This is a genomic window from Streptosporangium sp. OZ121 (genome assembly GCF_051918885.1).
Classification (GTDB): domain Bacteria; phylum Actinomycetota; class Actinomycetes; order Streptosporangiales; family Streptosporangiaceae; genus Streptosporangium.
The window spans coordinates 76,118-97,533 of record NZ_JBPXMC010000014.1; the positions used below are offsets into that span (position 1 = coordinate 76,118).

Annotated in this window: 17 protein-coding genes; 8 read left to right on the forward strand and 9 right to left on the reverse strand. The window is 72.4% G+C overall.

Annotated features, from left to right (window positions below):
- Positions 1–111: 111 nt before the first annotated feature.
- Entirely contained in the window at positions 112–663 is a 552-nt protein-coding gene (locus ACTOQ1_RS24075) for an NADPH-dependent FMN reductase (RefSeq protein WP_440070282.1), read from the forward strand.
- 238 nt (positions 664–901) lie between these two features.
- Here the strand turns inward: ACTOQ1_RS24075 and ACTOQ1_RS24080 are convergent, their stop codons facing one another.
- A complete protein-coding gene (locus ACTOQ1_RS24080) occupies positions 902–2,506 on the reverse strand; it encodes a phospholipase D family protein (protein ID WP_440070283.1) in 1,605 nt (534 codons plus the stop codon).
- A gap of 395 nt (positions 2,507–2,901) precedes the next feature.
- Here ACTOQ1_RS24080 and ACTOQ1_RS24085 point away from each other — a divergent pair, with 395 nt between their 5' ends.
- The gene (locus tag ACTOQ1_RS24085) at positions 2,902–5,784 is read left to right on the forward strand and encodes a carbohydrate-binding protein (protein ID WP_440070284.1); all 2,883 of its coding nucleotides are present in this window, start codon (positions 2,902–2,904) and stop codon (positions 5,782–5,784) included.
- Between the two features lie 66 nt (positions 5,785–5,850).
- Positions 5,851–7,014, forward strand: coding sequence for a ThuA domain-containing protein (locus ACTOQ1_RS24090; RefSeq protein WP_440070285.1), 1,164 nt, complete (start codon positions 5,851–5,853; stop codon positions 7,012–7,014).
- Between the two features lie 178 nt (positions 7,015–7,192).
- Here ACTOQ1_RS24090 and ACTOQ1_RS24095 read toward each other — a convergent pair whose 3' ends face one another.
- Together ACTOQ1_RS24095 and ACTOQ1_RS24100 are read right to left on the reverse strand one after the other, a co-directional pair.
- On the reverse strand, positions 7,193–8,053 hold the full coding sequence (locus ACTOQ1_RS24095) for a class I SAM-dependent methyltransferase (protein WP_440070286.1): 861 nt from the start codon (positions 8,051–8,053) through the stop codon (positions 7,193–7,195).
- The gene (locus ACTOQ1_RS24100; protein ID WP_440070287.1) at positions 8,050–8,346 is read right to left on the reverse strand and encodes a hypothetical protein; all 297 of its coding nucleotides are present in this window, start codon (positions 8,344–8,346) and stop codon (positions 8,050–8,052) included. Before ACTOQ1_RS24100 ends, ACTOQ1_RS24095 begins: the two co-directional genes overlap by 4 nt.
- A 62-nt stretch (positions 8,347–8,408) precedes the next feature.
- Between ACTOQ1_RS24100 and ACTOQ1_RS24105 the strand changes: the two genes are divergently transcribed.
- Positions 8,409–9,044, forward strand: coding sequence for a TetR/AcrR family transcriptional regulator (locus ACTOQ1_RS24105; RefSeq protein ID WP_440070288.1), 636 nt, complete (start codon positions 8,409–8,411; stop codon positions 9,042–9,044).
- Between the two features lie 135 nt (positions 9,045–9,179).
- Here the strand turns inward: ACTOQ1_RS24105 and ACTOQ1_RS24110 are convergent, their stop codons facing one another.
- Positions 9,180–9,536 (reverse strand): ArsR/SmtB family transcription factor, encoded by a 357-nt coding sequence (locus ACTOQ1_RS24110; RefSeq protein ID WP_440070289.1) that lies wholly within the window; start codon positions 9,534–9,536, stop codon positions 9,180–9,182.
- Between the two features lie 56 nt (positions 9,537–9,592).
- Here ACTOQ1_RS24110 and ACTOQ1_RS24115 point away from each other — a divergent pair, with 56 nt between their 5' ends.
- On the forward strand, positions 9,593–10,357 hold the full coding sequence (locus tag ACTOQ1_RS24115; RefSeq protein ID WP_440070290.1) for an SDR family NAD(P)-dependent oxidoreductase: 765 nt from the start codon (positions 9,593–9,595) through the stop codon (positions 10,355–10,357).
- Between the two features lie 130 nt (positions 10,358–10,487).
- Positions 10,488–10,943: an N-acetyltransferase family protein gene (locus ACTOQ1_RS24120; protein ID WP_440070291.1), complete on the forward strand. Its 456-nt coding sequence runs from the start codon at positions 10,488–10,490 to the stop codon at positions 10,941–10,943.
- A 153-nt stretch (positions 10,944–11,096) separates the two neighbouring features.
- Here ACTOQ1_RS24120 and ACTOQ1_RS24125 read toward each other — a convergent pair whose 3' ends face one another.
- On the reverse strand, positions 11,097–11,828 hold the full coding sequence (locus tag ACTOQ1_RS24125; RefSeq protein WP_440070292.1) for an SDR family oxidoreductase: 732 nt from the start codon (positions 11,826–11,828) through the stop codon (positions 11,097–11,099).
- 120 nt (positions 11,829–11,948) lie between these two features.
- Here ACTOQ1_RS24125 and ACTOQ1_RS24130 point away from each other — a divergent pair, with 120 nt between their 5' ends.
- Both ACTOQ1_RS24130 and ACTOQ1_RS24135 read left to right on the forward strand, forming a co-directional pair.
- Entirely contained in the window at positions 11,949–12,425 is a 477-nt protein-coding gene (locus ACTOQ1_RS24130; protein ID WP_440070293.1) for an Rrf2 family transcriptional regulator, read from the forward strand.
- Positions 12,426–12,773: 348 nt separating this feature from the next.
- The gene (locus ACTOQ1_RS24135) at positions 12,774–15,962 is read left to right on the forward strand and encodes an AfsR/SARP family transcriptional regulator (protein ID WP_440070294.1); all 3,189 of its coding nucleotides are present in this window, start codon (positions 12,774–12,776) and stop codon (positions 15,960–15,962) included.
- A 190-nt stretch (positions 15,963–16,152) separates the two neighbouring features.
- Here ACTOQ1_RS24135 and ACTOQ1_RS24140 read toward each other — a convergent pair whose 3' ends face one another.
- Genes ACTOQ1_RS24140 through ACTOQ1_RS24155 form a run of 4 tightly spaced genes read right to left on the reverse strand, consistent with a single transcriptional unit; the run spans position 16,153 to position 21,398 of the window.
- Positions 16,153–17,424: a Zn-dependent hydrolase gene (locus tag ACTOQ1_RS24140; RefSeq protein ID WP_440070295.1), complete on the reverse strand. Its 1,272-nt coding sequence runs from the start codon at positions 17,422–17,424 to the stop codon at positions 16,153–16,155.
- Positions 17,421–17,597: an MbtH family protein gene (locus ACTOQ1_RS24145; RefSeq protein ID WP_440070296.1), complete on the reverse strand. Its 177-nt coding sequence runs from the start codon at positions 17,595–17,597 to the stop codon at positions 17,421–17,423. The genes ACTOQ1_RS24140 and ACTOQ1_RS24145 overlap by 4 nt, the downstream gene beginning before the upstream one ends.
- Before the next feature lies 1 nt (position 17,598).
- Positions 17,599–18,357, reverse strand: a complete 759-nt coding sequence (locus tag ACTOQ1_RS24150) for a thioesterase II family protein (RefSeq protein WP_440070297.1) — start codon at positions 18,355–18,357, stop codon at positions 17,599–17,601.
- Positions 18,354–21,398, reverse strand: coding sequence for a condensation domain-containing protein (locus ACTOQ1_RS24155; protein ID WP_440070298.1), 3,045 nt, complete (start codon positions 21,396–21,398; stop codon positions 18,354–18,356). Before ACTOQ1_RS24155 ends, ACTOQ1_RS24150 begins: the two co-directional genes overlap by 4 nt.
- Between the last annotated feature and the right edge of the window lie 18 nt (positions 21,399–21,416).

A 21,416-nucleotide genomic window follows, 5' to 3' on the forward strand; every position in this document is an offset into this window, starting at 1 on the left:
CCGAGTCTATAGCCTGAGACGCTCGCGTATAAATGTTGGACAGGCACGCATTCAGTATCTCAGCAGCTCTCCCTACTGTTGGTTCGCGTAACCAATCGAGGGAGCATCGACATGCTGAGGGTAGGCATCATCCTGGGCAGCACCCGCCCCGGCCGCAACGGCGAGGTGGTGGCGCAATGGGTCCGCGATCTGGCGGTCAAGCGAGGCGACGCCGAGTACGAGCTCGTCGATCTGAAGGACTACGACCTGGGCAACCTGGACGAGCCCGAGCACCCCGCCACGGGCGACTACCGGCATGAACACACCAAGCGCTGGTCGGCCAGGATCTCGCCCCTGGACGCGTTCGTGATCGTGACCCCCGAGTACAACAACTCGTATCCCGGCGCGCTCAAGAACGCCCTCGACTTCCTGTACGCGGAATGGCACAACAAGGCGGCCGGTTTCGTCGGCTACGGCGTGGACGGCGCGCCCCGGGCGATCTCGCACCTGCGGCACGTGCTGGGCCTGCTCAGCGTGGCCACCGTGTCGAACCAGGTGGGGCTGTCGATCCACACCGACTTCGCGGACGGCTTCAAGCCCGCCGCCGCCCACGAGGACCGACTGAACCTCGTCCTCGACCAGGTCCTCGCCTGGGGCTCCGCCTTGCGTCCGCTCAGGGGCTGAGCGGAACCGGCAGGAGCCCTCGTCCGCTACCTCGTCGCCCTCCCCTGGACGGTCCTCATGTCCGTGGGCCTGTTCGCCGGATACGCCTCGAGCGACCTCCCGGGCCCCTGGGGCGATCTCGCTCTCGTGCTCGGACCCGGCCTGCTCGTGACAGTGGTGGTCTTGCGACATCTCCGCATGTGTAGGCCTCGGTGCGCCGGCGCCTTATCTGGTCGCCCGACCGCCCGGTCGTGCGGGATCAGTACCTCCCGGCGCGGCGCATGGCGCGGGGGCGGCCGTCGGGGTCGCAGAGGAAGCGGTAGAACGGGGTGGCCCAGGCGGTGGTCCACGGGGACATCCGCGGCACCTCGTAGGCGCGGAGCCGTCCGGGGGGCCGGGGGCCGCGGCGGCCCTCGGCGTACCAGCTCTCGAGTTTCGCCGCGGAGGAGGCGAAGGCGTCGAAGAAGGAGGCGGGGTCGAGCAGGTCCGCGTCGGAGCCCTCGTGCCGGTCGAGGTGCTCGCGGGCGAGGGTGAGGCGCAGGTCCCTGGGCAGGCGGCGGGCGCCGTCGCCGAGCCCTCCGGGGTCGAGCGGTTCGCGGCCGTCGTGGGTCTCGTCGAGCACCGCGCAGGTCAGCTCGGAGTCGTAGGTCCAGGAGCGCCGGTTGAAGTTGTCGGAGCCGATGGTCGACCACACGTCGTCGATGACGCAGACCTTGGCGTGGACGTACACCGGGGTGCCCTCCCGGTTCTCGACCCCGTAGACCGCGACCCGGTCGCCGCCCGCGCGCTTCAGGACGTCCAGCGCCTGGTTGCGGCCCAGGATCTGCGGGACACCGCTGATCAGGCCGTCCTGGTCGGGGTGGAGCGGCAGGACGCTGATCATCCTCAGTTCCGGGTTGGCCTTCAGCGCCTCGGCGAAGGACTCGGCGACCTGGGGCGACCACAGGTACTGGTCCTCGATGTAGATCAGGCTGCGGGCGCGGCGCAGGGCCTTGAGGTAGCCGCGGGCGACGCTGCGCTCCCCGCGCGGAGCGAAGGAGTAGCGGGTCCTGCGGTGGGCGTAGGTGCGCAGGAGCTGTACGGCGTGCGGGCCGCAGGCGGGCGGGTCGGGTGGCTGCGGGGGCAGCGGATCCGGCTGGGTGTCCTCGCGCCGGACCAGGTCGGCGACGCGGTGCACGGGGTTGCGGGTCAGCGGCTGGGGATCCTCCCAGCGCTCCCTGAAGACGGTCTCGACGTCGCCGACGGCCGGTCCCTGGATCGCGGCCTGCACGTCGTGCCAGGGCGGGCGGCTGCCGTACACCTTGGCCATGGGGGCGGCCTGCGCGTCGCCCTCGTGGGAGGAGTCGTCGCGGCGGCTCCAGCACAGGTCGATGCCGCCGACGAACGCGATGTCGCGCCGGGGGTCGTCGCGGTGGCGCAGCACCACCAGCTTCTGGTGGTGCGAGCCTCCCATGGGGACGCGCATGTCGCGCAGGCACTCCCCGCCCGCCTCCTCGATGGCGTCGCCGAGGTGGCGGTTCTCCTCCGCGCTGAAGAAGAGCTTGTCCCAGTGCGAGCGCCACAGGAGGCCCTTGACCACGACGCCGCGCCTGGCGGCCTCGGCGAACACGCCGGCGACCTCCGTGCCGGGGCCGTCCAGCCTCTCCCCGGGGTCGCCGCGCCAGTCGGTGAACATCAGCAGGTCCCCCGAGCGCAGCTCGCGGACGCGGGAGAGCAACTCGGTGAAGTAGGGCGCGCCGTGCGGGATGGGTCGCACGGTGTTGCCGTGCGACCAGGCGGTCCCGTCGTCGTGCCGGGTGTCGATCCGGGACGCCGGGTTGCCGCGCTCCTCGCGGTCGAGAAACCAGTTGTCTTCGGTCACCATGCCCGATCTACCCAATTTTTATATGTTTTCACCCGTCGCGGCTGGACGGTCACCGCTTCGGCTCGCAGCCCCGGGGGTCGCGGGGCGCAGGCGCGTAACTTCCGGCGCTCCCGCACCAGGGGACTGACCTGGGAAGCCCTGACAAGGGGTTTACACGAAGTTGCCTGCGTGTTAAAAATCTGTAACTCGTACATCAGGTCGCGAAAAAAACAGACTGCTGGTCTCCATCGGTCTGTCCCGGAGACGGCACCCTCCGGGACCGCGCGCAACAACCGCACCACCGCACCACCAGACCCGGCATCATCCGGTAGCGCGTGACAGCGCTGCCGGACGGCATAAGCGCGGCGGCGCGCGCCTTGCCTGACTGATCCCCCCAAGTCAGGAAAGGACCCTCCATGTCCCCACGCCCTCGGCCGTGGGCCAGGCTGCTGACCGCGGCCCTGCTCATCACCACCGGCGCCGTGGCCACCGGCCCGGCGGCCCACGCGGCCACCGGATCGACGGCCTCAGCGGCCACCGGATCGGCCACCGGCGCGGCGGCCCGCGCGATGGTCGACATCCCGGCCTCCGACTACCAGCAGGTCCCCCTGGCCACCGGCTCGAGCGAGCTCGGCGAGGCCATGTCGCTGACGGTGCTGCCCGACAGGTCGATCCTGCACACGGCGCGCGACGGCACGATCCGCCGTACGACCGCCGCCGGCGACACCACGACCGCCGGCAAGCTCGACGTCTACACCCACGACGAGGAGGGGCTGCAGGGCATCGCCGCCGACCCCGCCTTCGCCACCAACCGCTACGTGTACGTGTACTACTCGCCGAAGCTGAACACCCCGGGCGGGGACGCGCCCACCAGCGGCAGCGCGGCGACCTTCGAGGCGTGGAAGGGACACCTGAACTTGTCCCGGTTCACCCTCAAGGCCGACAACACCCTGGACCTGGCCAGCGAGAAGGTCGTGCTGGAGGTGCCCAACGACCGCGGCCAGTGCTGCCACGTGGGCGGTGACATCGACTTCGACGCGGCCGGGAACCTGTACCTGACCACGGGCGACGACACCAACCCGTTCGAGTCGAACTCTTACACCCCCATCGACGAGCGCACCGACCGCAACCCGCAGTTCGACGCCCAGCGCTCCTCGGGCAACACCAACGACCTGCGCGGCAAGGTGCTCCGCATCAAGCCGCAGGCGAACGGCACCTACACCATCCCCAGCGGCAACATGTTCGCCCCGGGCACGGCCAAGACCCGTCCCGAGATCTACGCGATGGGCTTCCGCAACCCGTTCCGGATGTCGGTCGACAAGGCCACCGGCATCGTCTACCTGGGCGACTACGGGCCGGACGCCGGCAGCACCAACTCCAGCCGCGGTCCCGGCGGCCAGGTGGAGTTCAACCGCATCACGGCCCCGGGCAACTACGGCTGGCCGTACTGCACCGGCACCAACACCACCGCCGAGACCTACAACGAGTACACCTTCCCGTCCGGACCGTCCCAGGCCAAGTACAACTGCGCCGGAGGCCCGACGAACAACTCGTTCCGCAACACCGGCCTGACCACCCTGCCCGCGGCCAAGCCCAGCTGGATCCGCTACGGCGGTGACGCCGGATCGCCGCCGGAGTTCGGCAGCGGCTCCGAGTCGCCGATGGGCGGCCCGGTCTACCGCTACGACGCGGCCCTGAACTCGGCCGTCAAGTTCCCCGCCTCGCTCAACGGCCGCTACTTCGCCGCCGAGTACGGCCGCCGCTGGATCAAGGCCATCGAGGTCACCTCCTCCGGCGCGCCCGGCACGATCGACGCCTTCCCGTGGACCGGCACCCAGGTCATGGACCTGACCTTCGGCCCCGACGGCGCGCTGTACGTGCTCGACTACGGCACCGGCTCCGGCAACCAGGCCCTCTACCGCGTCGAGTACATCGGGGGCAGCAACCGCAACCCGATCGCGAAGGCCGCCGCCAACAAGACCTCCGGGCCCGCCCCGCTGGCCGTCACCTTCTCCTCGGCGGGCAGCTCCGACCCCGAGGGCGGCGCGCTGACCTACTCGTGGAACTTCGGCAACGGCGCCACCTCCACCGCGGCCAACCCCACCTACACCTACACGACGAACGGCACCTACACCGCCACGCTGACCGTCAGGGACTCCGGCGGGCTGACCGGCACCGCGAACGTCACCATCACGGTCGGCAACACCGCGCCCACGGTGAACCTCGCCCAGCCCGTCAACGGGCAGCTGTTCTCCTTCGGCGACACGGTGCCCTTCCAGGTCAACGTCAGCGACCCCGAGGACGGGACCATCGACTGCACCAAGGTCAAGGTCACCTACCTGCTGGGCCACGACAGCCACGCGCACGAGATCACCAGCAGGAACGGCTGCTCGGGAAGCATCGCGGTCCCGACCGACGGTGAGCACGACAGCGCCGCGAACATCTACGGCGTCTTCGTCGCCAGCTACACCGACAAGGGCGGCCTGACCAGCGAGAGCACCCGCACCCTGCAGCCCCGCCACCGTCAGGCCGAGCACTTCGGCGCCCAGTCCGGCGTCCAGATCGCCGATCACGGCCCCGCCGAGGGCGCCAAGACCGCCGGGTTCATCGACAACGGCGACTGGATCTCCTTCACCCCGTACGCGCTCGGCAACGCGACCTCCATCACCGCCCGCGTCTCCTCCGGCGGTGTCGGCGGAACGCTCGAGGTGAGGGCGGGGTCGGCCACCGGCACGCTCCTCGGCACGGCCACCGTGCCGGTCACCGGCGGCTGGGAGAACTTCCAGAACGTCTCGGCCAACCTCGGCAACGCGCCCTCGGGCACCACCACGCTGTTCCTGGTCTTCAAGGGGGTCACGGGTCAGGGCAACCTCTTCGACCTCGACGCCTTCACCCTGAACACCGGTGGCAGCGGGACCAGCACCACGGTCGAGGGGGAGGCCTACACCTCCAACTCCGGCGTGCAGCCGGCCGCCCACGCCGCGGCCAGCGGCGGCACCACCATGGGCTACATCGACAACGGCGACTGGGCCGGGTACACCACGCTGACCGCGCCGGGGGCCAAGACCTTCAGCGCGCGCGTCTCCTCGGGCGGTCCCGGCGGCACCATCCAGGTGCGCGCGGGCTCGCAGACCGGGACGGTGCTCGGCTCGGTGGCCGTGCCCAACACCGGCAGCTGGGACACCTTCCAGAACGTCACCACCACCCTCACCGGGACGGGTTCAGGGTCGATCTTCCTGACCTTCACCGGCGGCTCGGGTTCGCTGCTGGACGTCGACACCCTCACCATCACCAAGTAGTGACGGATCCCCGGTGCGGCGGTCTCCCGCCGCACCGGGGATCCGTCCGCACACGAAAGGACAGCGATGCGCAGTCTCATCGCACGCGGGCTGGCGACAGTCGCGGCGGCCACCATGGCGGCCGCGACCGTGCTCGTCCCGGCAGCGGCCCAGGCCGCCGCCCCGTACGAGGTGCTGGTCTTCTCCAAGACGGCCGGGTTCCGCCACGACTCCATCCCGACCGGCATCCAGGCCATCAGGGACCTGGGCGCCGCCAACGGCTTCACCGTGACCGCGACCGAGGACGCAGGAGCGTTCACCGCGTCCAACCTGGCCACGTACGAAGCCGTGATCTTCCTCAGCACCACCGGTGACGTACTCAACGACACCCAGCAGACCGCGTTCCAGAACTACGTCAACGGCGGCGGCGGCTATCTCGGCATCCACGCGGCGGCCGACACCGAGTACGGCTGGGCCTACTACGGCCAGCTCGTCGGCGCCCGGTTCAACGGCCACCCCGCGATCCAGCAGGCCACCGTGCGGACCGAGGACAACACCCACCCGGCCACCTCCCACCTCGGCGCCACCTGGAGCCGCAGCGACGAGTGGTACAACTACGGCACCAACCCCCGCTCCACCGCGCGCGTCCTGCAGTCTCTCGACGAGAGCAGCTACAGCGGCGGCACCATGAACGGTGACCACCCCATCACCTGGTGCCACCCGCAGGGCTCTGGCCGCTCGTTCTACACGGGCCTGGGCCACACCATCCAGTCCTACGCGGAATCGGCCTTCCGCAGCCTGCTCCTCGGCGGCATCAGGTACGCCGCGGGACAGGTCGCGGCCGACTGCAGCCCGAGGACCGGCGGCACCGGCACCACGGTCGAGGGGGAGGCCTACACCTCCAACTTCGGCGTGCAGCCGGCGAACCACGGCACGGCCAGCGGCGGCAGGACGGTGGGCTACATCGACAACGGCGACTGGGCCGGGTACGCGTCGGTGAACGCCTCCGGGGCGAAGACCTTCAGCGCCCGCGTCTCCTCGGCGGGTGCCGGCGGCACCATCCGGGTCCGCGCCGGTTCGCAGACCGGGACGGTGCTCGGCTCGGTGGCCGTGCCCAACACCGGCAGCTGGGACACCTTCAGGACCGTCTCCACCACCCTCACCGCGACGGGCTCGGGGCCGATCTTCCTGACCTTCAGCGGCGGCTCCGGCTCGCTGTTCGACGTGGACACCTTCACCATCACCAGGTAGTGCCCGGCGGTCGGCGAGTGCCTCACACGATCGTGATCAACTTGATCGGTTGCTCGCGGAAGTGGTCGTACTCGTCGACCGCGCCCAGCAGGACGCCGGAGTCGCGCTTTTCGGGGCGCGCCACCGGGTGTCGCGGCCCGATGATCCTGAAGCCGCGAGGGTCACGGCGGCGCCCGCCTCACGGGGCCACCGCGGTGATGAGCCAGATCCCGGTCGTCAACCGGTAGCCGGACGCCGGCTCGCGGAAGCGGGCCAGCAGCCGGGCCGCCCCGGCGCGCGCGGCCGCCTGCTGTTGCGGTGTGGCGTCACGGTACGCGGCTCCGGCCGGGCCGATCTCGATCAGCCATTCGGCCACGGTGCCGGGGTCGCCGGGGGCGTCCAGGGCGATGTCGTGCGGCTGGACGGTGACGGCCTCGAAACCGGCCTCGGTCAGGACGCGGATCACCCGTCCGGAGTCGGCGAACGCGAACGGGCCCGGCTCGTCGACGGCGGGCATCGGCGCGAGCGGCCCGAGATGCGGCGCGGCGCCGAGCAACACCGCGTGCATCCAGGGGCTGGTCGCGCCGTCACGGAAGACGGTGGCGGCCATGCGCCCACCCGGACGCAGCGCCCGCCGGATCGTGGAGCAGCCGGCGACGGGGTCGGCCAGCAGCATGAGGGCCGTCCGGGAGAAGACCGCGTCGAAGGGCGCCCCCGCGACGGTGCCGGCGGTCTCGATGTCGGCGGCGGCGAAGCTCAGGCCGGGATGGCGGTCACCCGGGAACCGCGCGGCCGCGGCCGCCACCATGGAGTCGTCCAGGTCCAGGCCGACCACCGCGCCGGTCGGGGCGACCGCCGCCGCGAGTTCGGCGGTGGTGCCGCCGCACCCGCAGCCGACGTCGAGGATCCGCTCTCCGGGCCGGGGGCGCAGCCAGTCGAGCGCCACGGCACCCAGCGGCCGGCCGTACTCGTCCTGACGGTCGGCGTGGTGTATCCATCCCGGCGCGGCCTGCGCCCAGAACGTGGCGTTGCGGGCCCGCACGGCGGCGATGTCGGTCACGGGAAGGGCATCTCGGCGCCGTCGACCGTCACGGACCGGAAATTCGCGGCCTTGCCCGCGTCGAACCCGTCCATCTGGGCGGCCAGACCGGCGGCGCGCATGAGCCGCTCGGACTGGAAGCGCCGGAACGCCTCCGCGTCCTGCCAGACGTTGATGATCCGCCAGCCGCCTTCGACCGGCCCCGCGACATGGGCGAGCAGGCCCGGCGGCCGGTCCGGGCCCAGGTTGCGCTCCACCGCGAGGTATTCCTCCTCGGTCACGCCGGGCATCTCCTGCATCACTCCGAACGGCATCGCGATCACCTCTCTATTAGATAGAGTGAGACTCTATCTAATGGAACCTTATACTAACGCGGGTGGACGGCAAGCGGAGCTACCAGTCGGAGCGACGCCGGGAGCAGGCCCGCCAGACCCGGCGGGCGATCCTGGAGGCGGCCGGCAGGCTGTTCGTCGACCCCGGCTACGCGGCCACTCCGCTGACCGCCATCGCCACCGAGGCCGGCGTGGCGGTCCAGACGATCTACGCGGCCTTCGGCAGCAAACAGCAGTTGCTGTCCGAACTCGTCGACGTCACCGTCGCCGGCGACGACGAGCCGGTCGCGCTGCCCGACCGGCCGTTCGTGGCCGAGATCCGGGCCCTGTCCGATCCTCGCGCCAAGCTCGCCCGCTACGCCCGGCACCTCGTCGTCACCCACGCCCGCCAGACCGAGGTGATGATCGCGCTGGCCGGCGCGGCCACCGCGGACGCCGACGCCGCGCGCATCTGGCACAAGAACGTCGAAGACCGCAGGCGCGGCATGACCATGCTCGCCGCCGAGCTCGTCGCCACCGGATCCGTGCGTCCCGACCACGACGTCGACAGCGTCGCCGACGTCCTGTGGCTGGCCATGGACTTTCGCAACTACGACTGGCTCGTACGCCGGCGCGGCTGGCCGGCCGAACGGTTCGAACGCTGGTACACCGACACGGTCGCCGCCGCGGTGCTGGCTTGAGCATCCCGAGGCGGGAAGGGCGGGCGGGGCGGCCCGGCGCCCCGCGCGATCCTCAAGGGGCCACGGGTGCCACCGGTCACCTGGACGGGCCGCCCGGCCCGCCGCCGGCATCCGTCCCGGCCACCTGACAAGGCACTACCGGGCGGTGTCGGGGTCTTCCTGCACGCTGACGTGGCCGCCGACGTCGTCGCTCTGGGCCGCGGCCAGCACCGTCCGCACCAGCCCGGGAAAGCGCGCCTGCAGATCCTCCCGGCGCAGGACCACGTAGCAGCGGGTCCCCTCCTGCCGGGTGCGGGTCAGCCCGGCGTCGCGCAGGACTCGCAGGTGGTGGCTGAGCGTCGACTTGGCCACGGGTGCCCGTAGCTCTCCCCAGCCGCGCTCGCGCCCGTCGGCCAGCACGCGCACCAGCCCGACCCGGATCGGGTCGCTGAGGGCGGCCATCACCTTGGTCAGCGCGATCTCGCTTGGTTCGGGGTGGTGTGCCTGCCTCATCCTGCGATGTTATACGTTGTTCGATGTTTCATAAACATCGAACATTGGGGAGTTCCATGACCGACCAGCCCACCGGCCGCCTGCGGGACCGTGCCGTGATCGTGACCGGAGCCGGGTCCGGGATCGGCCGCGCCACCGCCCTCGCCTTCGCCCGCGCCGGAGCGCACGTCCTCGGGGTGGGACGCCGCGCGGAAACCCTGCGGGACACGGCCGCCCGGCATCCCGGCATCGACGTCCTGGCCGCGGACGTCCGCGCCGACCGGGCTCCTGGGGCGATCGTCGACGCGGCGATCGAGCGGTGGGGGCGCCTGGACGTCCTGGTGAACAACGCCGGAGCCACCGCGATGATGTCGCTGGCCGACACCGACGCCCAGCGCGTCGGCGACCTGTTCGCCCTCAACGTCACCGCACCCAGCATGCTCGCCCGCGCCGCGCTGCCGCACCTTCGCGCCGGTCGCGGCACGATCGTCAACGTCTCCTCCACCTACGGGCATCGGCCGCTGCCCGGTGCGGCCCACTACGCCGCGTCCAAGGCCGCCCTGGAGCAGCTGACCCGCAGCTGGGCGCTGGAGCTGGCCGCCGACGGCATCCGGGTCAACGCGCTGGCCCCCGGTCCCACGGAGAGCGAGGCCCTGGCCGCCGCCGGGCTGTCCGAGGCGGCGGTCGAGCAGATCAAGCAGGACGAGGCCGCGAGCATCCCGCTCGGCCGCCGCGGGAGCCCCGAGGAGGTGGCCGCCTGGATCGTGCACCTGGCCGACCCCGCGGCCACCTGGATCACCGGCCAGATCCTCACCGTCGACGGCGGCCTGGAACTCACCTGAGGCGGCACGCGGTGCCGGCGTACGACTTCCGGTCCAGAGCCAGCCACAACTACACGTGCGGAGAGGTGCGAGCGTGTGGCCGGCCGATCGGAAACCAGGCGTCTCCACGCGGAGTGAGAAGATCGCGCCCATGAACAACGTTCATGACTTGCGCGCGCTCACCATCCGGGCCGGCACGCCGGCCGATGCGCCCGCTCTCGTGGCCCTCGACCCGGTGGCGCGATCCGACGGTGATGAGCGGCGCACCCATATCCAACGCTGGTGTCGCGCGGGCTCGATCCTTCTCGCCGACACTCCGACCGGCCCAGCGGGCTACTGTGTACTGGAATACACCTTCTTCGACCAGGGCTTCGTGACGATGCTCATGGTCGCCGAGTCCGGGCGGGGTCATGGCGTCGGCGAGAAACTGCTGCGCGCCGCGATGGCCTCATGCCTGACCGGCAAGCTGTTCACCTCGACCAACCTGTCCAACCAGCCCATGCAGCGGCTGCTCCAACGCGTCGGCTGGCGATCGGTGGGCATGGTCCACGGCCTGGACGACGGCGATCCTGAGGTGTTCTACCTCTGCACTCCCCGGACTCGATGATCAGGCGGCGCCGCATGTCTGTCCGTACCGACCTCTGCGCGCGGAATGGTACGCAGGCACGCGGGGCCGTCACCGTCCAGCCGTCCTCCTCATGCCGGGGCCGGCCTCGGGTGACGGCTTCCCGCCGTCGGGCGTCTGCGCGCGGAGCGCGGTCTAGTTCTTCAGCCAGTCGGTGTAGTGGGTGGGGGCGATGCGGGCGCCGTCCTTGGCGGTGAGGACGTCGCCGGGGACGGCGGCGAACATGCCGCCGTCTTCGTCGGTGGTCACCGAGCGCCTGTCTCCCCTGGCGGCGAGGGTGATCCGGCCCAGTTCGTCCAGCGGGTACACGTCGGGCCCGGCCAGGTCGAGGACGCCGCCCAGGGGTGCCCCGGCCGCGACGTCGGCGACGGTGGCGGCCACGTCCGCCGCGGCGACCGGCTGGAGGGGGGTGCGAGGCAGGCGGACGGTCTCGTCGTCGGCGGTCCAGGACAGGATGTCGCCGATGAACTCCATGAACTGGGCGGCGCGCACGATGGAGTAGGGGATGGGGCCGGCCTTGAGGAGGTCCTCCTGGAGGGTCTTGGCGCGGTAGTAGTCGGTGGGGACCTGGTCGACGCCGATGATGGACAGGATGACGAAGTGCCCGGCGCCCGCGCGCTCGGCCGCTGCCAGCAGGGTGTCCATCGAGGTCTGGAAGAACGCGGGGGAGGCCTCGTCGAAGGTCGGGGAGTTGGTCAGGTTGACGACCACGTCGGCGCCGGTCAGCGCCGCGTCCACGCCCTGGCCGGTGAGCACGTCGACCCCGGTGGACAGCGAGTGCGGCACCGCCTCGTGCCCGGCCTCGTTCAGGATCTTCACGACCTTCGACCCGATCAGCCCGGTTCCGCCGATGACTGCGAACTTCATGGCACGTCCTGCCCTTCCTCGGTGATCCATGCCCGCTAACTCGGACATCTGTTATCCGAGATGCTACACGGATATTTTTTGTCCGAGTCAAGGGGGGACGGATAGAGTGAGGAGGTGAAGATGTCCGGCGGGGTCGAGTGGGCTCTGCACTGCTGTGTCGTGCTGACCTCGGTGGAGGAACCGGCACCGGCCGCGCGGCTGGCGCAACTGCACGACGTCTCGCCCAGTTACCTCGCCAAGCAGCTCCAGGCACTCTCGCGCGCCGGACTCGTCCGCTCGGTCCAGGGCAAGGCGGGCGGCTACGTCCTCACCCGCCCTCCCGAGCTGATCACCGTGCTCGACGTCGTCGAGGCCGTCGACGGGCCCGGCCCGGCCTTCGTCTGCACCGAGATCCGCCTGCGCGGCCCGCTGGCCGCCTCGCCGGAGTCGTGCACCGCCCCCTGCGCCATCAAGCGCGCGATGGCCGGTGCCGAGAACGCCTGGCGGGACGCCCTGCGATCCATCACGGTGGCCGACCTGGCCCGCGACGTCACCTCCGACTACGGCCCCGGCGCGCTGGCCGGGATCAGCGCGTGGCTGGGCGCGGCCGAGGCGTAGCCCCTGACGCCCCTGACGCCCCTGACGCCCGGTCCCAGGGGAGCGCGCCAGGCTGTTTGGGAGCGGCGGGCCACGGAACGCCGGCGGCGATACCGGGGAAGGCGCCGCCCGCCTCCCTTCGCGGTTCCGGCCGCCTCCTCCTTCGCGGTTCCGGCCGCGTCGTTCGGCGTGGATACGGACGTCCGGTCACAGAAAAGCCCCGACAATCCCGCAAGTGAGACCATACTCGAGGGTGCTTGCACCATAAAGACTGGACATGCCAGGACAAATGCTGTTGGAATGGGGTTTTTCGCGAATAAATGATTCACCCTGCGTAAGGGGCAGTCGAACACTTCCCGATGGTGGCGCATGGACACTGCTCTGTCGTTTCGAGTTCTCGGTCCACTTGAAGTCCTGGTAGGTGAGCAAAGGGTCTCGATCGGCGGGTCACGCCAGCGCATCATTCTCGCCACCCTCATCCTGCGTGCGGGCCGGGTCGTCCCCGTCGACCTGCTCGCGGTGGCGATATGGGGCGAGCGTCCACCTCCCACCGCCCGCAGCCAGGTGGTCATCTGCGTCTCCGGGCTCCGCCGCGCCTTCCTGGAGGCGGGGGCGCCGGCGAACCTGCTCGGCACCTCCTCTCCCGGGTACGTCCTGCAGGCCGACCCGTCGCAGGTCGACGTCCTGCTCGCCGAGCGCCTCGCCTCCCAGGCGCGGTCCGCGGAGAGCGCGGGCGACCTCGCCGGCGCCGCCCGGATGTTCGCCGAGGCGTGCGGCCTGTGGCGCGGTCCGGTCCTGGCGGGCATCGAGAGCGCGTTCGTCGAGTCCGAGGCGCGCAGGCTGGACGACCGCCAGCTGACGCTCACCGAGGAGCGCGTCCAACTGGAGCTGGCCCTGGGCCGGCACCGGGAACTCATCGACGACCTCTCCGTCTTCGTCGACGCCAACCCGCTGCGCGAGCGGCTGCGCGCCCAGCTGATGCTGGCCAGATACCGGTGCGGGCGCCGGGCCGAGGCGCTCGACACGTACCGGATCGGGCGGATGCAGCTGGTCGAGGAGCTCGGCATCGAACCGGGAACCGAGCTGCAGGAACTGCACGACGCGATCCTCCGCGACGACCCGGACCTGACCCCGGCGCCCGCGCCGCCGCCCGCCAGGAAGTCCGCGCCCGCCCCCGAGGCCGTCGCGGAATCCGGGCCCGCGCCCGCCGAGCCCGCGGCGGCGGTGGCTCACGCCGAGCACGGGGTGGTGCCCGCGCAGCTGCCCGCGGACGTGCCGCACTTCGTCGGCAGGGCCACCGAGATCGCCGAGCTGGACGCCCTGCTGGACAAGCGGCTCGGGCAGGGGCTGCTCACCATCGCCCTCATCACCGGGGTGGGCGGGGTCGGCAAGTCGGGGCTCGCCGTGCACTGGGCGCACCGGGTCGCCTCCCGCTTCCCCGACGGCCAGCTCTTCGTGAACCTGCGCGGCTACGACCTCAACGCCCAGCCGCTGACGCCCGGCGCGGTCATGGACCGCTTCCTGCGGGCCTTCGGCATCGGCGGCGAGCGCATCCCCGAGGACCTGGACGAGCGCGCGGGCCTGCTGCGCACCGTCATCGGCAAGCGCCAGGTGCTGCTGGTGCTGGACAACGCCCGCGCCATCGACCAGGTCAGGCCGCTGCTGCCCGGTTCGGGCACCTGCTGCGTGATCGTGACCAGCCGGGACCCGCTGGGAGACCTGGCCCCCAGGGAGGGGGCCAGCGTGATCCATCTGGAGGTGCTGGGCTCGGCCGACTCCGCCGCGCTGCTCTCCGGGGTCGCCGACTCCGTGGTGATGGACGAGGATCCCAAGGCCGCCACCCTGCTCGGCGAGCTGTGCGACGGCCTGCCGCTGGCGCTGCGGATCGTGGGCGCGCGCCTCACCGCCCGCTCGTACTGGACCCCGGCCCGCCTGGCCAAGCGCCTCGCCGACGAGCGCCGCCGCCTGGACGAGCTGAGCTACGGCCAGCTGACCGTACGGGCCAGTTTCGCCCTCAGCTACCGCGACCTGAGCCCCCGGGCGGCGCTGATGTTCCGCAGGCTGGGGCTGCTGGAGGCGCCCGACTTCGCCTCCTGGGCGGGTGCGGCGCTGCTCGGCGTCGACGACCTCGACGCCGAGGACCTGATCGACCAGCTGGTGGACGCCCAGCTCGTCGAGGTGCTGGGCCGCGACGGCGCCGACCAGATCCGCTACCGCTTCCACGACCTGGTCAGGTTGTACGCCAGGGAGTGCGCCCACGCCGAGGAGCCGGCCGAGGACCGCCTCGCCGCGACCACCCGCGCGCTGAGCTGCTGGCTCGCGCTGGCCGAGGAGGCACACCAGCGGGAGTACGGCGGCGCCTTCACCCAGCTGCACGGCTCGGTGCCCCGCTGGCGGCCGGCCGACGCCGACGAGCTCCTGGAACGGCCCCTCGACTGGCTGGACGCCGAGCGCGGCGCCATCGTCGCCGCGATCTCCCAGGCCGCGCACCTCGGCGCGTCCGAGCTGTGCTGGGACCTCGCCGTCACCGCCACCACCCTCTTCGAGGTCCGCAGCTACTTCGACGACTGGCGCACCACCCACGAGACGGCCCTCGAGGCCGCCCGCAAGGCCGGTGACCCGCGCGGCGAGGCGGCCGTCCTGTGCTCGCTGGGAAGCATGCACCTCTTCCAGCAGGTCCCGGAGCGGGCGGGCGAGTGCCTGAGCGCGGCGCGCGAGCTGTTCGAACGGCTGGAGGACCCCTACGGGATGGCGCTGGCGCTGCGCAACATCTCGCTGCTCGACCGGCTCGCGGGCCGCTTCGACACGGCGCTCGACGGGTTCCTCACCGCGAAGAGGATCTTCGCCGAGGTCGGTGACCACTTCGCCGAGGCCCACGTGCTCGGCGGCATCGCCCAGGTCCACGTGGACCTGGGGAGGCTGGAGCTCGCCGAGCCCCTGCTGCGGCAGGCGCTGGAGGTGTTCCGCCGGCTGGGCAGCGAGCGGGGGCAGGCGCAGATCCTCAACAGGCTGGGGGAGGCGCTGCTGCGCCAGGACCGGCCCGCGGAGGCCGAGGAGATCGTGCGGGCCGCGCTCGCCCTGGTCAGGAAGCGGCAGGACGGTATCGGGCAGGCGTACATCCTGTGCGGGCTGGGGGAGATACAGATCCGCCAGAGCCTGCTGGCCGCCGCGGTGGAGAGCCTGGACGAGGCGCTCGTCATCGCCCAGGGGGTGCGGGAGAGGTTCGTGGAGGCGCGGATCCACCTGGCCTTCGGCCAGGTGCACGCCCGGTGCGGCCGGTTCGACGAGGCGGTGGCCCACCTGCGGGAGACACTGGAGATATCCACCGAGCTGGACACCCGGTTGTGGCGGTTCAGGGCCCTGTCCGCGCTGGGCGAGGTGTTTATTCTCAAGGGGGACGAGCCCGCGGCCTTCGACGCGCTGAATCGTGCTCTGGATTATTGCGCCGGCACCGGCTCCGAGGATTATCGGCGAATCACGGAGCGGTTGGCGACTTTATCCGTAATGCCCTTGGAATCGTCAGGTCCATGTGCTGTCGCCGGTGGTGTGGGCGATTGACGCCGCCGCGGAGACCGTGCCCTGAACGACGGCCAGGGGGAGTGCGAAGAGCGCGGCAGTGGCGGTGACTTTCGCGACCCAGGTAATCCACCGAGACATTTTCGACCTCATTCATCCGTGTTGTTTTCTTTCCTTCTTCCGTTCTGCGACAAACGTAGAATGGGGCACGATCGAGTCGGTATCGCATCGGCTACCGGTCGATATCCGGGGCCGCGTCGCGCATCAGCACCGCCGTGAGCAGCACGTCCGCCCCCCACGCCAGGTGCTCCGGCGCGGTGTACTCCGCGGGCGCGTGGCTCACGCCGCCCCTGCTCGGCACGAATATCATCCCGACGGGCGCGATCCGCGCCACGATCTGCGCGTCGTGGCCGGCCCCGCTGGGCAGGCGGTGGTACGGCAGGCCCTGCCCGGCCGCGGAGCGGGCGACGATGTCGCGCAGCCCGGCGTCGCAGTCGACCGGCGCGGTGCGCGCCCCGGGCACGACCGTGACGCGGGTGCCGGTCGCGCCCGCGACCTCGGCGGCGACCTCGGCCAGCCGCGCCAGCGCCGCGTCCAGGGCCCCGGCCGAGGTGTCGCGGAACTCCACCCCCAGCCGGACCCTGCCGGGGATGACGTTCCACATGCCGGGCTCGACGGCGCACGTCCCGGTGGTGGCGCGCAGCACCAGCCGCTCGGCGGCGGCGATGGCCCGCACGGCCAGCACCAGCCGGGCGGCGCCGTCCAGCGCGTCCGCCCGGTGTTCCATGGGCGTGGTGCCCGCGTGCCCGGCCGTGCCGTCGACGGTGACCGAGACGTTCACCCGCCCGGTGATCGTCTCGACCACCCCGATGGGCACGCCCAGGCGCTCCAGCACGTCTCCCTGCTCGATGTGGAGTTCCAGGTAGGCGGCGACGTCACGGGGCGACCAGGCCGCCTCGGCGAGCCGGCCCGCGTCGCCACCGACCGCCGCCAGCAGGTCGGCGACCGGGACGCCGCGGTCGTCGAGGGCCAGCGCCGCCTCGGGCGGCAGCACCCCGGCGAACCCGTGCGAGCCCAGCATCCCCATCGTGCCGTGGGCGCCCTCCTCGTCACAGAAGGCCACCACCGCGAGCGGGTGGTTCAGCCGCACGCCCTCCTCGTACAGGGTCCTGGCCACCTCGATGCCGGCCAGCACCCCGTAGGCCCCGTCGTAGGCGCCGCCGTCGGGCACCGTGTCGATGTGCGAGCCCAGGACCAGCGCGGCCGCCCCCGGCACGGAGCCGGGGCGGCGGCCGATCAGGTTGCCGGCCGCGTCGACCTCCACGGTCAGCGCCGCCTCCTCCATGAGCCGCGCGACGTACGCGCGCCCCTCCACGTCCTGGGGCGTGAACGCCAGCCGCGTCACCCCGCCGCCGGGGACCGCGCCGACCGCGCCCAGCCTCGCCACGTGCTCCACCAGGCGCCCGGCGTTGACACGGGGCCGGGTCCCCTGCAGGACGGTCATGGCGTGCGCAGCGATCTGGGGCGCATGTCGGTCCACACCCGCTCGATGTGCGCCAGGCAGTCGTCACGGCCGCCGACGGTCCCGGTGGCGGTCCACCCGGCGGGCAGGGCCCGGCCGTGCGGCCACAGGGAGTACTGCTCCTCGTCGTTGACCACCACTGCGTACGTGCTCACGTCAGACCTCCAGGTCGCGGATGATGTGGCCGAGCAGTTCCGCCCGGCGCTCGTGCAGGAAGAAGTGGCCGCCGCCCAGCACCCGGAGCCGGAGGTCCCCGGCGGTGTGCGGGCCCCACAGCAGGGCCTCGCCGGGCGAGACGACCTCGTCCCCGTCGCCGGTGTAGACGACCAGCGGGCACTCCAGCGGCGCCTCGGCGGCGGGCAGGTAGGTCTCGGTCACCCTCAGGTCGGCCCGCACCCGCGGCAGGACCACCGCCAGCAGCCGCGGGTCGTCCAGCGGCAGGCCGCCGCTGCCGCCCAGGCGGCGCATCCAGGCCACCAGCTCGCCGTCGGGGGCGTCGTGGACGGCGGGGGCGCGCGGGCCGTCCGGCGCGCCGGCCGCCGCGGCCAGCAGCGTCAGCGGCGCGGGAGCGCCCCTCCGCCGCAGCTCCCTGGCCAGCTCGAACGCCACCCAGGCGCCCATGCTGTAGCCGAACAGCGCGTACGGCCGTCCCAGGTGCGGGGCCAGGGCACAGGCCAGCTCGGTGACCAGGCCGGCCATCACCGTGTGCGGGGCCTCGCGGAACCGGCGCTCGCGTCCAGGCAGGTGCACCGGCACCACCTCCACCGTGTCCGGCAGCAGGTCGGCCCACTGCTGGTACTCCACGGAGCCGCCGCCCGCGTACGGCAGGCAGAACAGCCGGACCGCGGCCCGCGGACGGGGGGCGGGGAAGCTCACCGCCCGCGCCGCGCGGTCGAGCACGCGCGTCGTCGTCATGCCGTCACCTCGAGGGGAAGGCCGGGGCCGGTCACCAGGGCGGTGATCGACCGTTCCAGCTCTGCGGCCATCGCGGCGACCGTCGCCGGGAGGAACAGCGCCGTGTCGTACTCCAGCACCGCCCGCGCCGAGCCGCCCAGGTCGGTGACCTCCAGGGCGAGGTCGAACTGCGAGGTGCCCAGCGGCGTGACCAGCCGCTCGGCCGTCACCCCCGGCAGCCCGTCGTCGGCCGACTCCAGCAGGCGCTCGTCGTGCAGGGTGAACAGCACGTCGAACGGGGTCGCGCGGCCCATGCCCAGTTCCGCGGCCAGCCGTGACAGCGGCAGCTCCTGGTGCTCGTAGGCGCCGAGCAGGCTCTGCCGCACCCGGCCGACGACCTCGGTGAAGGTGCGCGCCCCGCCCAGGTGCGTGCGGACGGCCACCGTGTTGACGAAGTGCCCGACCAGGTCGGCGACCTCGGCCCTGGACCGGCCGGAGACCACCGAACCGACCACCACGTCCCGGGTGCCGGCGCGGCGGGCCAGCCAGACCTTGAACGCGGCCAGGTAGACCATGTGCGGCGTGGTGTCGGTGGCGCGGCACAGCTCCCGGACGTCGACCGGCAGGTCGAACGCGTGCTGGGCGCCCTGGAACAGCGGCCGCCTCGGGCGCGGCAGGTCGGTGGGGAGCGCGGTGCCCTTCGAGCCCGCCAGCCGCTCCCGCCAGTAGTCCACCAGGCCGGCCAGCCGGTCGCCGGTGAGCGACTCGCGCTCCCAGACGGCGAAGTCGACGTACTGCACGCCGGGCGGCGCCGGTTCCGCAGTGCCGCCGGCGTCGCCGGCGCCCTCGACCCGCAGGCGGTAGAAGGCGCACAGCTCCCGCCAGAAGACCGCCGTCGACCAGCCGTCGAAGACAATGTGGTGCACCAGGACGAGCAGCACGTGCTCGGTGGGGGAGACCCGGTACAGGACGGGCCGCAGCAGCGGGCCCATGGCCAGGTCGAACGGCCTGCGGTACTCCTCCAGGACGAGCCCGGCGGCGTCGGCCGTCTCCACCACCGGCAGCGGCACCGGCGCCGGGTCGGCCACCCGCTGCACCGGCCCCCGCCGGGTCATGGTGAACGTGGTCCGCAGCGACTCGTGCCGGGCGGTCACCCGCCCGATCGCCCACTCCAGCGCCTCGACGTCCAGCGGGCCGCGCAGCCGGAACGCGTGCGGCGCGTTGTAGGCGGGACTTCCGGGGGCCAGCTGGTCGAGCACCCACAGGCTCTCCTGCGCGTGGGAGAGCGGGTAGGTGGCGCCGGGTGTCCTGGGCACCGGGCGCGGCCCGGCCCCGGTGGGCCCGGCCAGCCAGCCCGCCAGCCCGGCGGGCGTCAGATGGTGGAAGACGTCGGAGATGGACACCTCCACGCCCAGCCGGTCCTGGATCCGCATCGCCACCTGGACCGCGGCCAGGGAGTGGCCGCCCAGGTCGAAGAAGTCGTCGCCCGGGGCGATCTCCCCGGCCTCCAGGCCCAGCACCTCGCTCCAGATGCCGGTGACGGCCTCCAGCAGCTCGGCCGGTGCCCGTGCGGCCGTGGAGACCGGGACGCCGTCGCGTGTCACGACGCCGGGACGCGGCTCCCACGGCACGGCGCCGACCGGACGGCCGGGGTCTTCGGCCACGAAGTCCAGCACCCGAAGGTAGCCCTCGGCGAGCCAGGCGATCGTGGCCTCGTCGAACAGGCCGGTGGCGTAGCGCAGCAGGCCGGAGATCTCGCCGTCGGCGGAGACCAGCTCCAGCTCGACGTCGAAGCGGACGGTCGCCTGGTCGAGGGGGTAGGTCGACAGGGCCAGCTCGCCCAGCCGCAGCAGCATGCCCCGCTCGCCCGCCGAGGAGGCGCCCAGCGGCGACACCGCCTCGGGCGACTCGGCGCGGACGATCTCCCCCCGCTGCGAGGCGCGCAGCGTGAACGCCACGTCGAACAGCGGGGAACGGCTCGGGTCGCGGTGCGCGCCCAGCCGCTCCACCAGCAGCGGGAACGGGTAGTCCTGGTGGTCCAGGGCGCCGAGCACCGCCTTTCTGGTGCGGCCGAGCACCTCGGAGAAGCCCGGGTCCCCCGACAGGTCGGCGCGCAGCACGACCGGGTTGACGAAGTAGCCGGCCACGTCGGAGAACTCCGGGCGGCTGCGCCCGGAGGTCCAGGTGCCGAGCAGGAAGTCGTCCTGGCCGGCCGCTCTGCCCAGCAGCACCTGGAAGGCCGCCAGCAGCGTCGTGTACAGCGTGGAGCCGCTCCTCGCGGCCAGCTCCGCGACCGCCGCCGACCGCTCCGCGCCCAGCCGGAAGGCGTACGAGGAGCCCTGGAAGCCCTGGTCGGCGGGGCGGGGCCGGTCGGCGGGCAGCGCCAGCACCGGCGGCGGGTCGGCCAGCAGCCCGGTCCAGTACGCCTCCATCCGGGCGCCGTCGGGGCCGGCCAGCATCGCCGCCTGCCACGCCACGAAGTCGGCGTAGGTCGCGGCGGGCGGCGCGCCGGACGGCTCGGCCCCGTCGCGCAGCGCCGTGTACGCCCGCCCCAGCTCCTCCAGCAGCTGGAACAGCGACCAGCCGTCGATCGCGATGTGGTGGGTGACCCAGAGCAGCACGGGCGCCGCCGCCGGGCGCCGCACCAGCACCACCCGCAGCACCGGCCCGCGCTCCAGGTCGAACGGGCGGGCGGCCTCGGCGCCCAGCAGGGCCGCGAGGTCCTGGCCGGGCGCGAGGGTTGCGATGCGGAAGTCCAGGCCGCCCTCCGGGGTGACCCGCTGCACCGGGGTCCCCTTGACGTGCCCGTACGTCGTGCGGAAGATCGGGTGCCGCGCCATCAGCCACTCGAACGCGCCGCGCAGCGCGCCAGGGTCGGCGTCGTCGTGCACCGTCCACGCGAACGGCATGTTGTAGGCGACGCTCGCCTCCCTGCGCACGCGGTCCATGAACCACAGGGACTGCTGGCCGTACGAGAGCGGGAAGGGCGTGGCGCCCGACTTCATCAGCCTGGCGAGCAGGGCGCGCTTGTCCGCGGGGGACAGCGGCGCTCGGGTCTCCATCGGGGTCCTCCAGTAGGG

What these genes read in the sequence shown, in the direction of transcription:
- ACTOQ1_RS24125 (WP_440070292.1), bottom strand. Translation starts at nt 11,828, where the DNA reads ATGAAGTTCGCAGTCATCGGCGGAACCGGGCTGATCGGGTCGAAGGTC.
- ACTOQ1_RS24080 (WP_440070283.1), bottom strand. Translation starts at nt 2,506, where the DNA reads ATGGTGACCGAAGACAACTGGTTTCTCGACCGCGAGGAGCGCGGCAAC.
- ACTOQ1_RS24130 (WP_440070293.1), top strand. Translation starts at nt 11,949, where the DNA reads ATGTCCGGCGGGGTCGAGTGGGCTCTGCACTGCTGTGTCGTGCTGACC.
- ACTOQ1_RS24100 (WP_440070287.1), bottom strand. Translation starts at nt 8,346, where the DNA reads ATGCCGTTCGGAGTGATGCAGGAGATGCCCGGCGTGACCGAGGAGGAA.
- ACTOQ1_RS24090 (WP_440070285.1), top strand. Translation starts at nt 5,851, where the DNA reads ATGCGCAGTCTCATCGCACGCGGGCTGGCGACAGTCGCGGCGGCCACC.
- ACTOQ1_RS24110 (WP_440070289.1), bottom strand. Translation starts at nt 9,536, where the DNA reads ATGAGGCAGGCACACCACCCCGAACCAAGCGAGATCGCGCTGACCAAG.
- ACTOQ1_RS24115 (WP_440070290.1), top strand. Translation starts at nt 9,593, where the DNA reads ATGACCGACCAGCCCACCGGCCGCCTGCGGGACCGTGCCGTGATCGTG.
- ACTOQ1_RS24155 (WP_440070298.1), bottom strand. Translation starts at nt 21,398, where the DNA reads ATGGAGACCCGAGCGCCGCTGTCCCCCGCGGACAAGCGCGCCCTGCTC.
- ACTOQ1_RS24120 (WP_440070291.1), top strand. Translation starts at nt 10,488, where the DNA reads ATGAACAACGTTCATGACTTGCGCGCGCTCACCATCCGGGCCGGCACG.
- ACTOQ1_RS24075 (WP_440070282.1), top strand. Translation starts at nt 112, where the DNA reads ATGCTGAGGGTAGGCATCATCCTGGGCAGCACCCGCCCCGGCCGCAAC.
- ACTOQ1_RS24140 (WP_440070295.1), bottom strand. Translation starts at nt 17,424, where the DNA reads ATGACCGTCCTGCAGGGGACCCGGCCCCGTGTCAACGCCGGGCGCCTG.
- ACTOQ1_RS24150 (WP_440070297.1), bottom strand. Translation starts at nt 18,357, where the DNA reads ATGACGACGACGCGCGTGCTCGACCGCGCGGCGCGGGCGGTGAGCTTC.
- ACTOQ1_RS24085 (WP_440070284.1), top strand. Translation starts at nt 2,902, where the DNA reads ATGTCCCCACGCCCTCGGCCGTGGGCCAGGCTGCTGACCGCGGCCCTG.
- ACTOQ1_RS24135 (WP_440070294.1), top strand. Translation starts at nt 12,774, where the DNA reads ATGGACACTGCTCTGTCGTTTCGAGTTCTCGGTCCACTTGAAGTCCTG.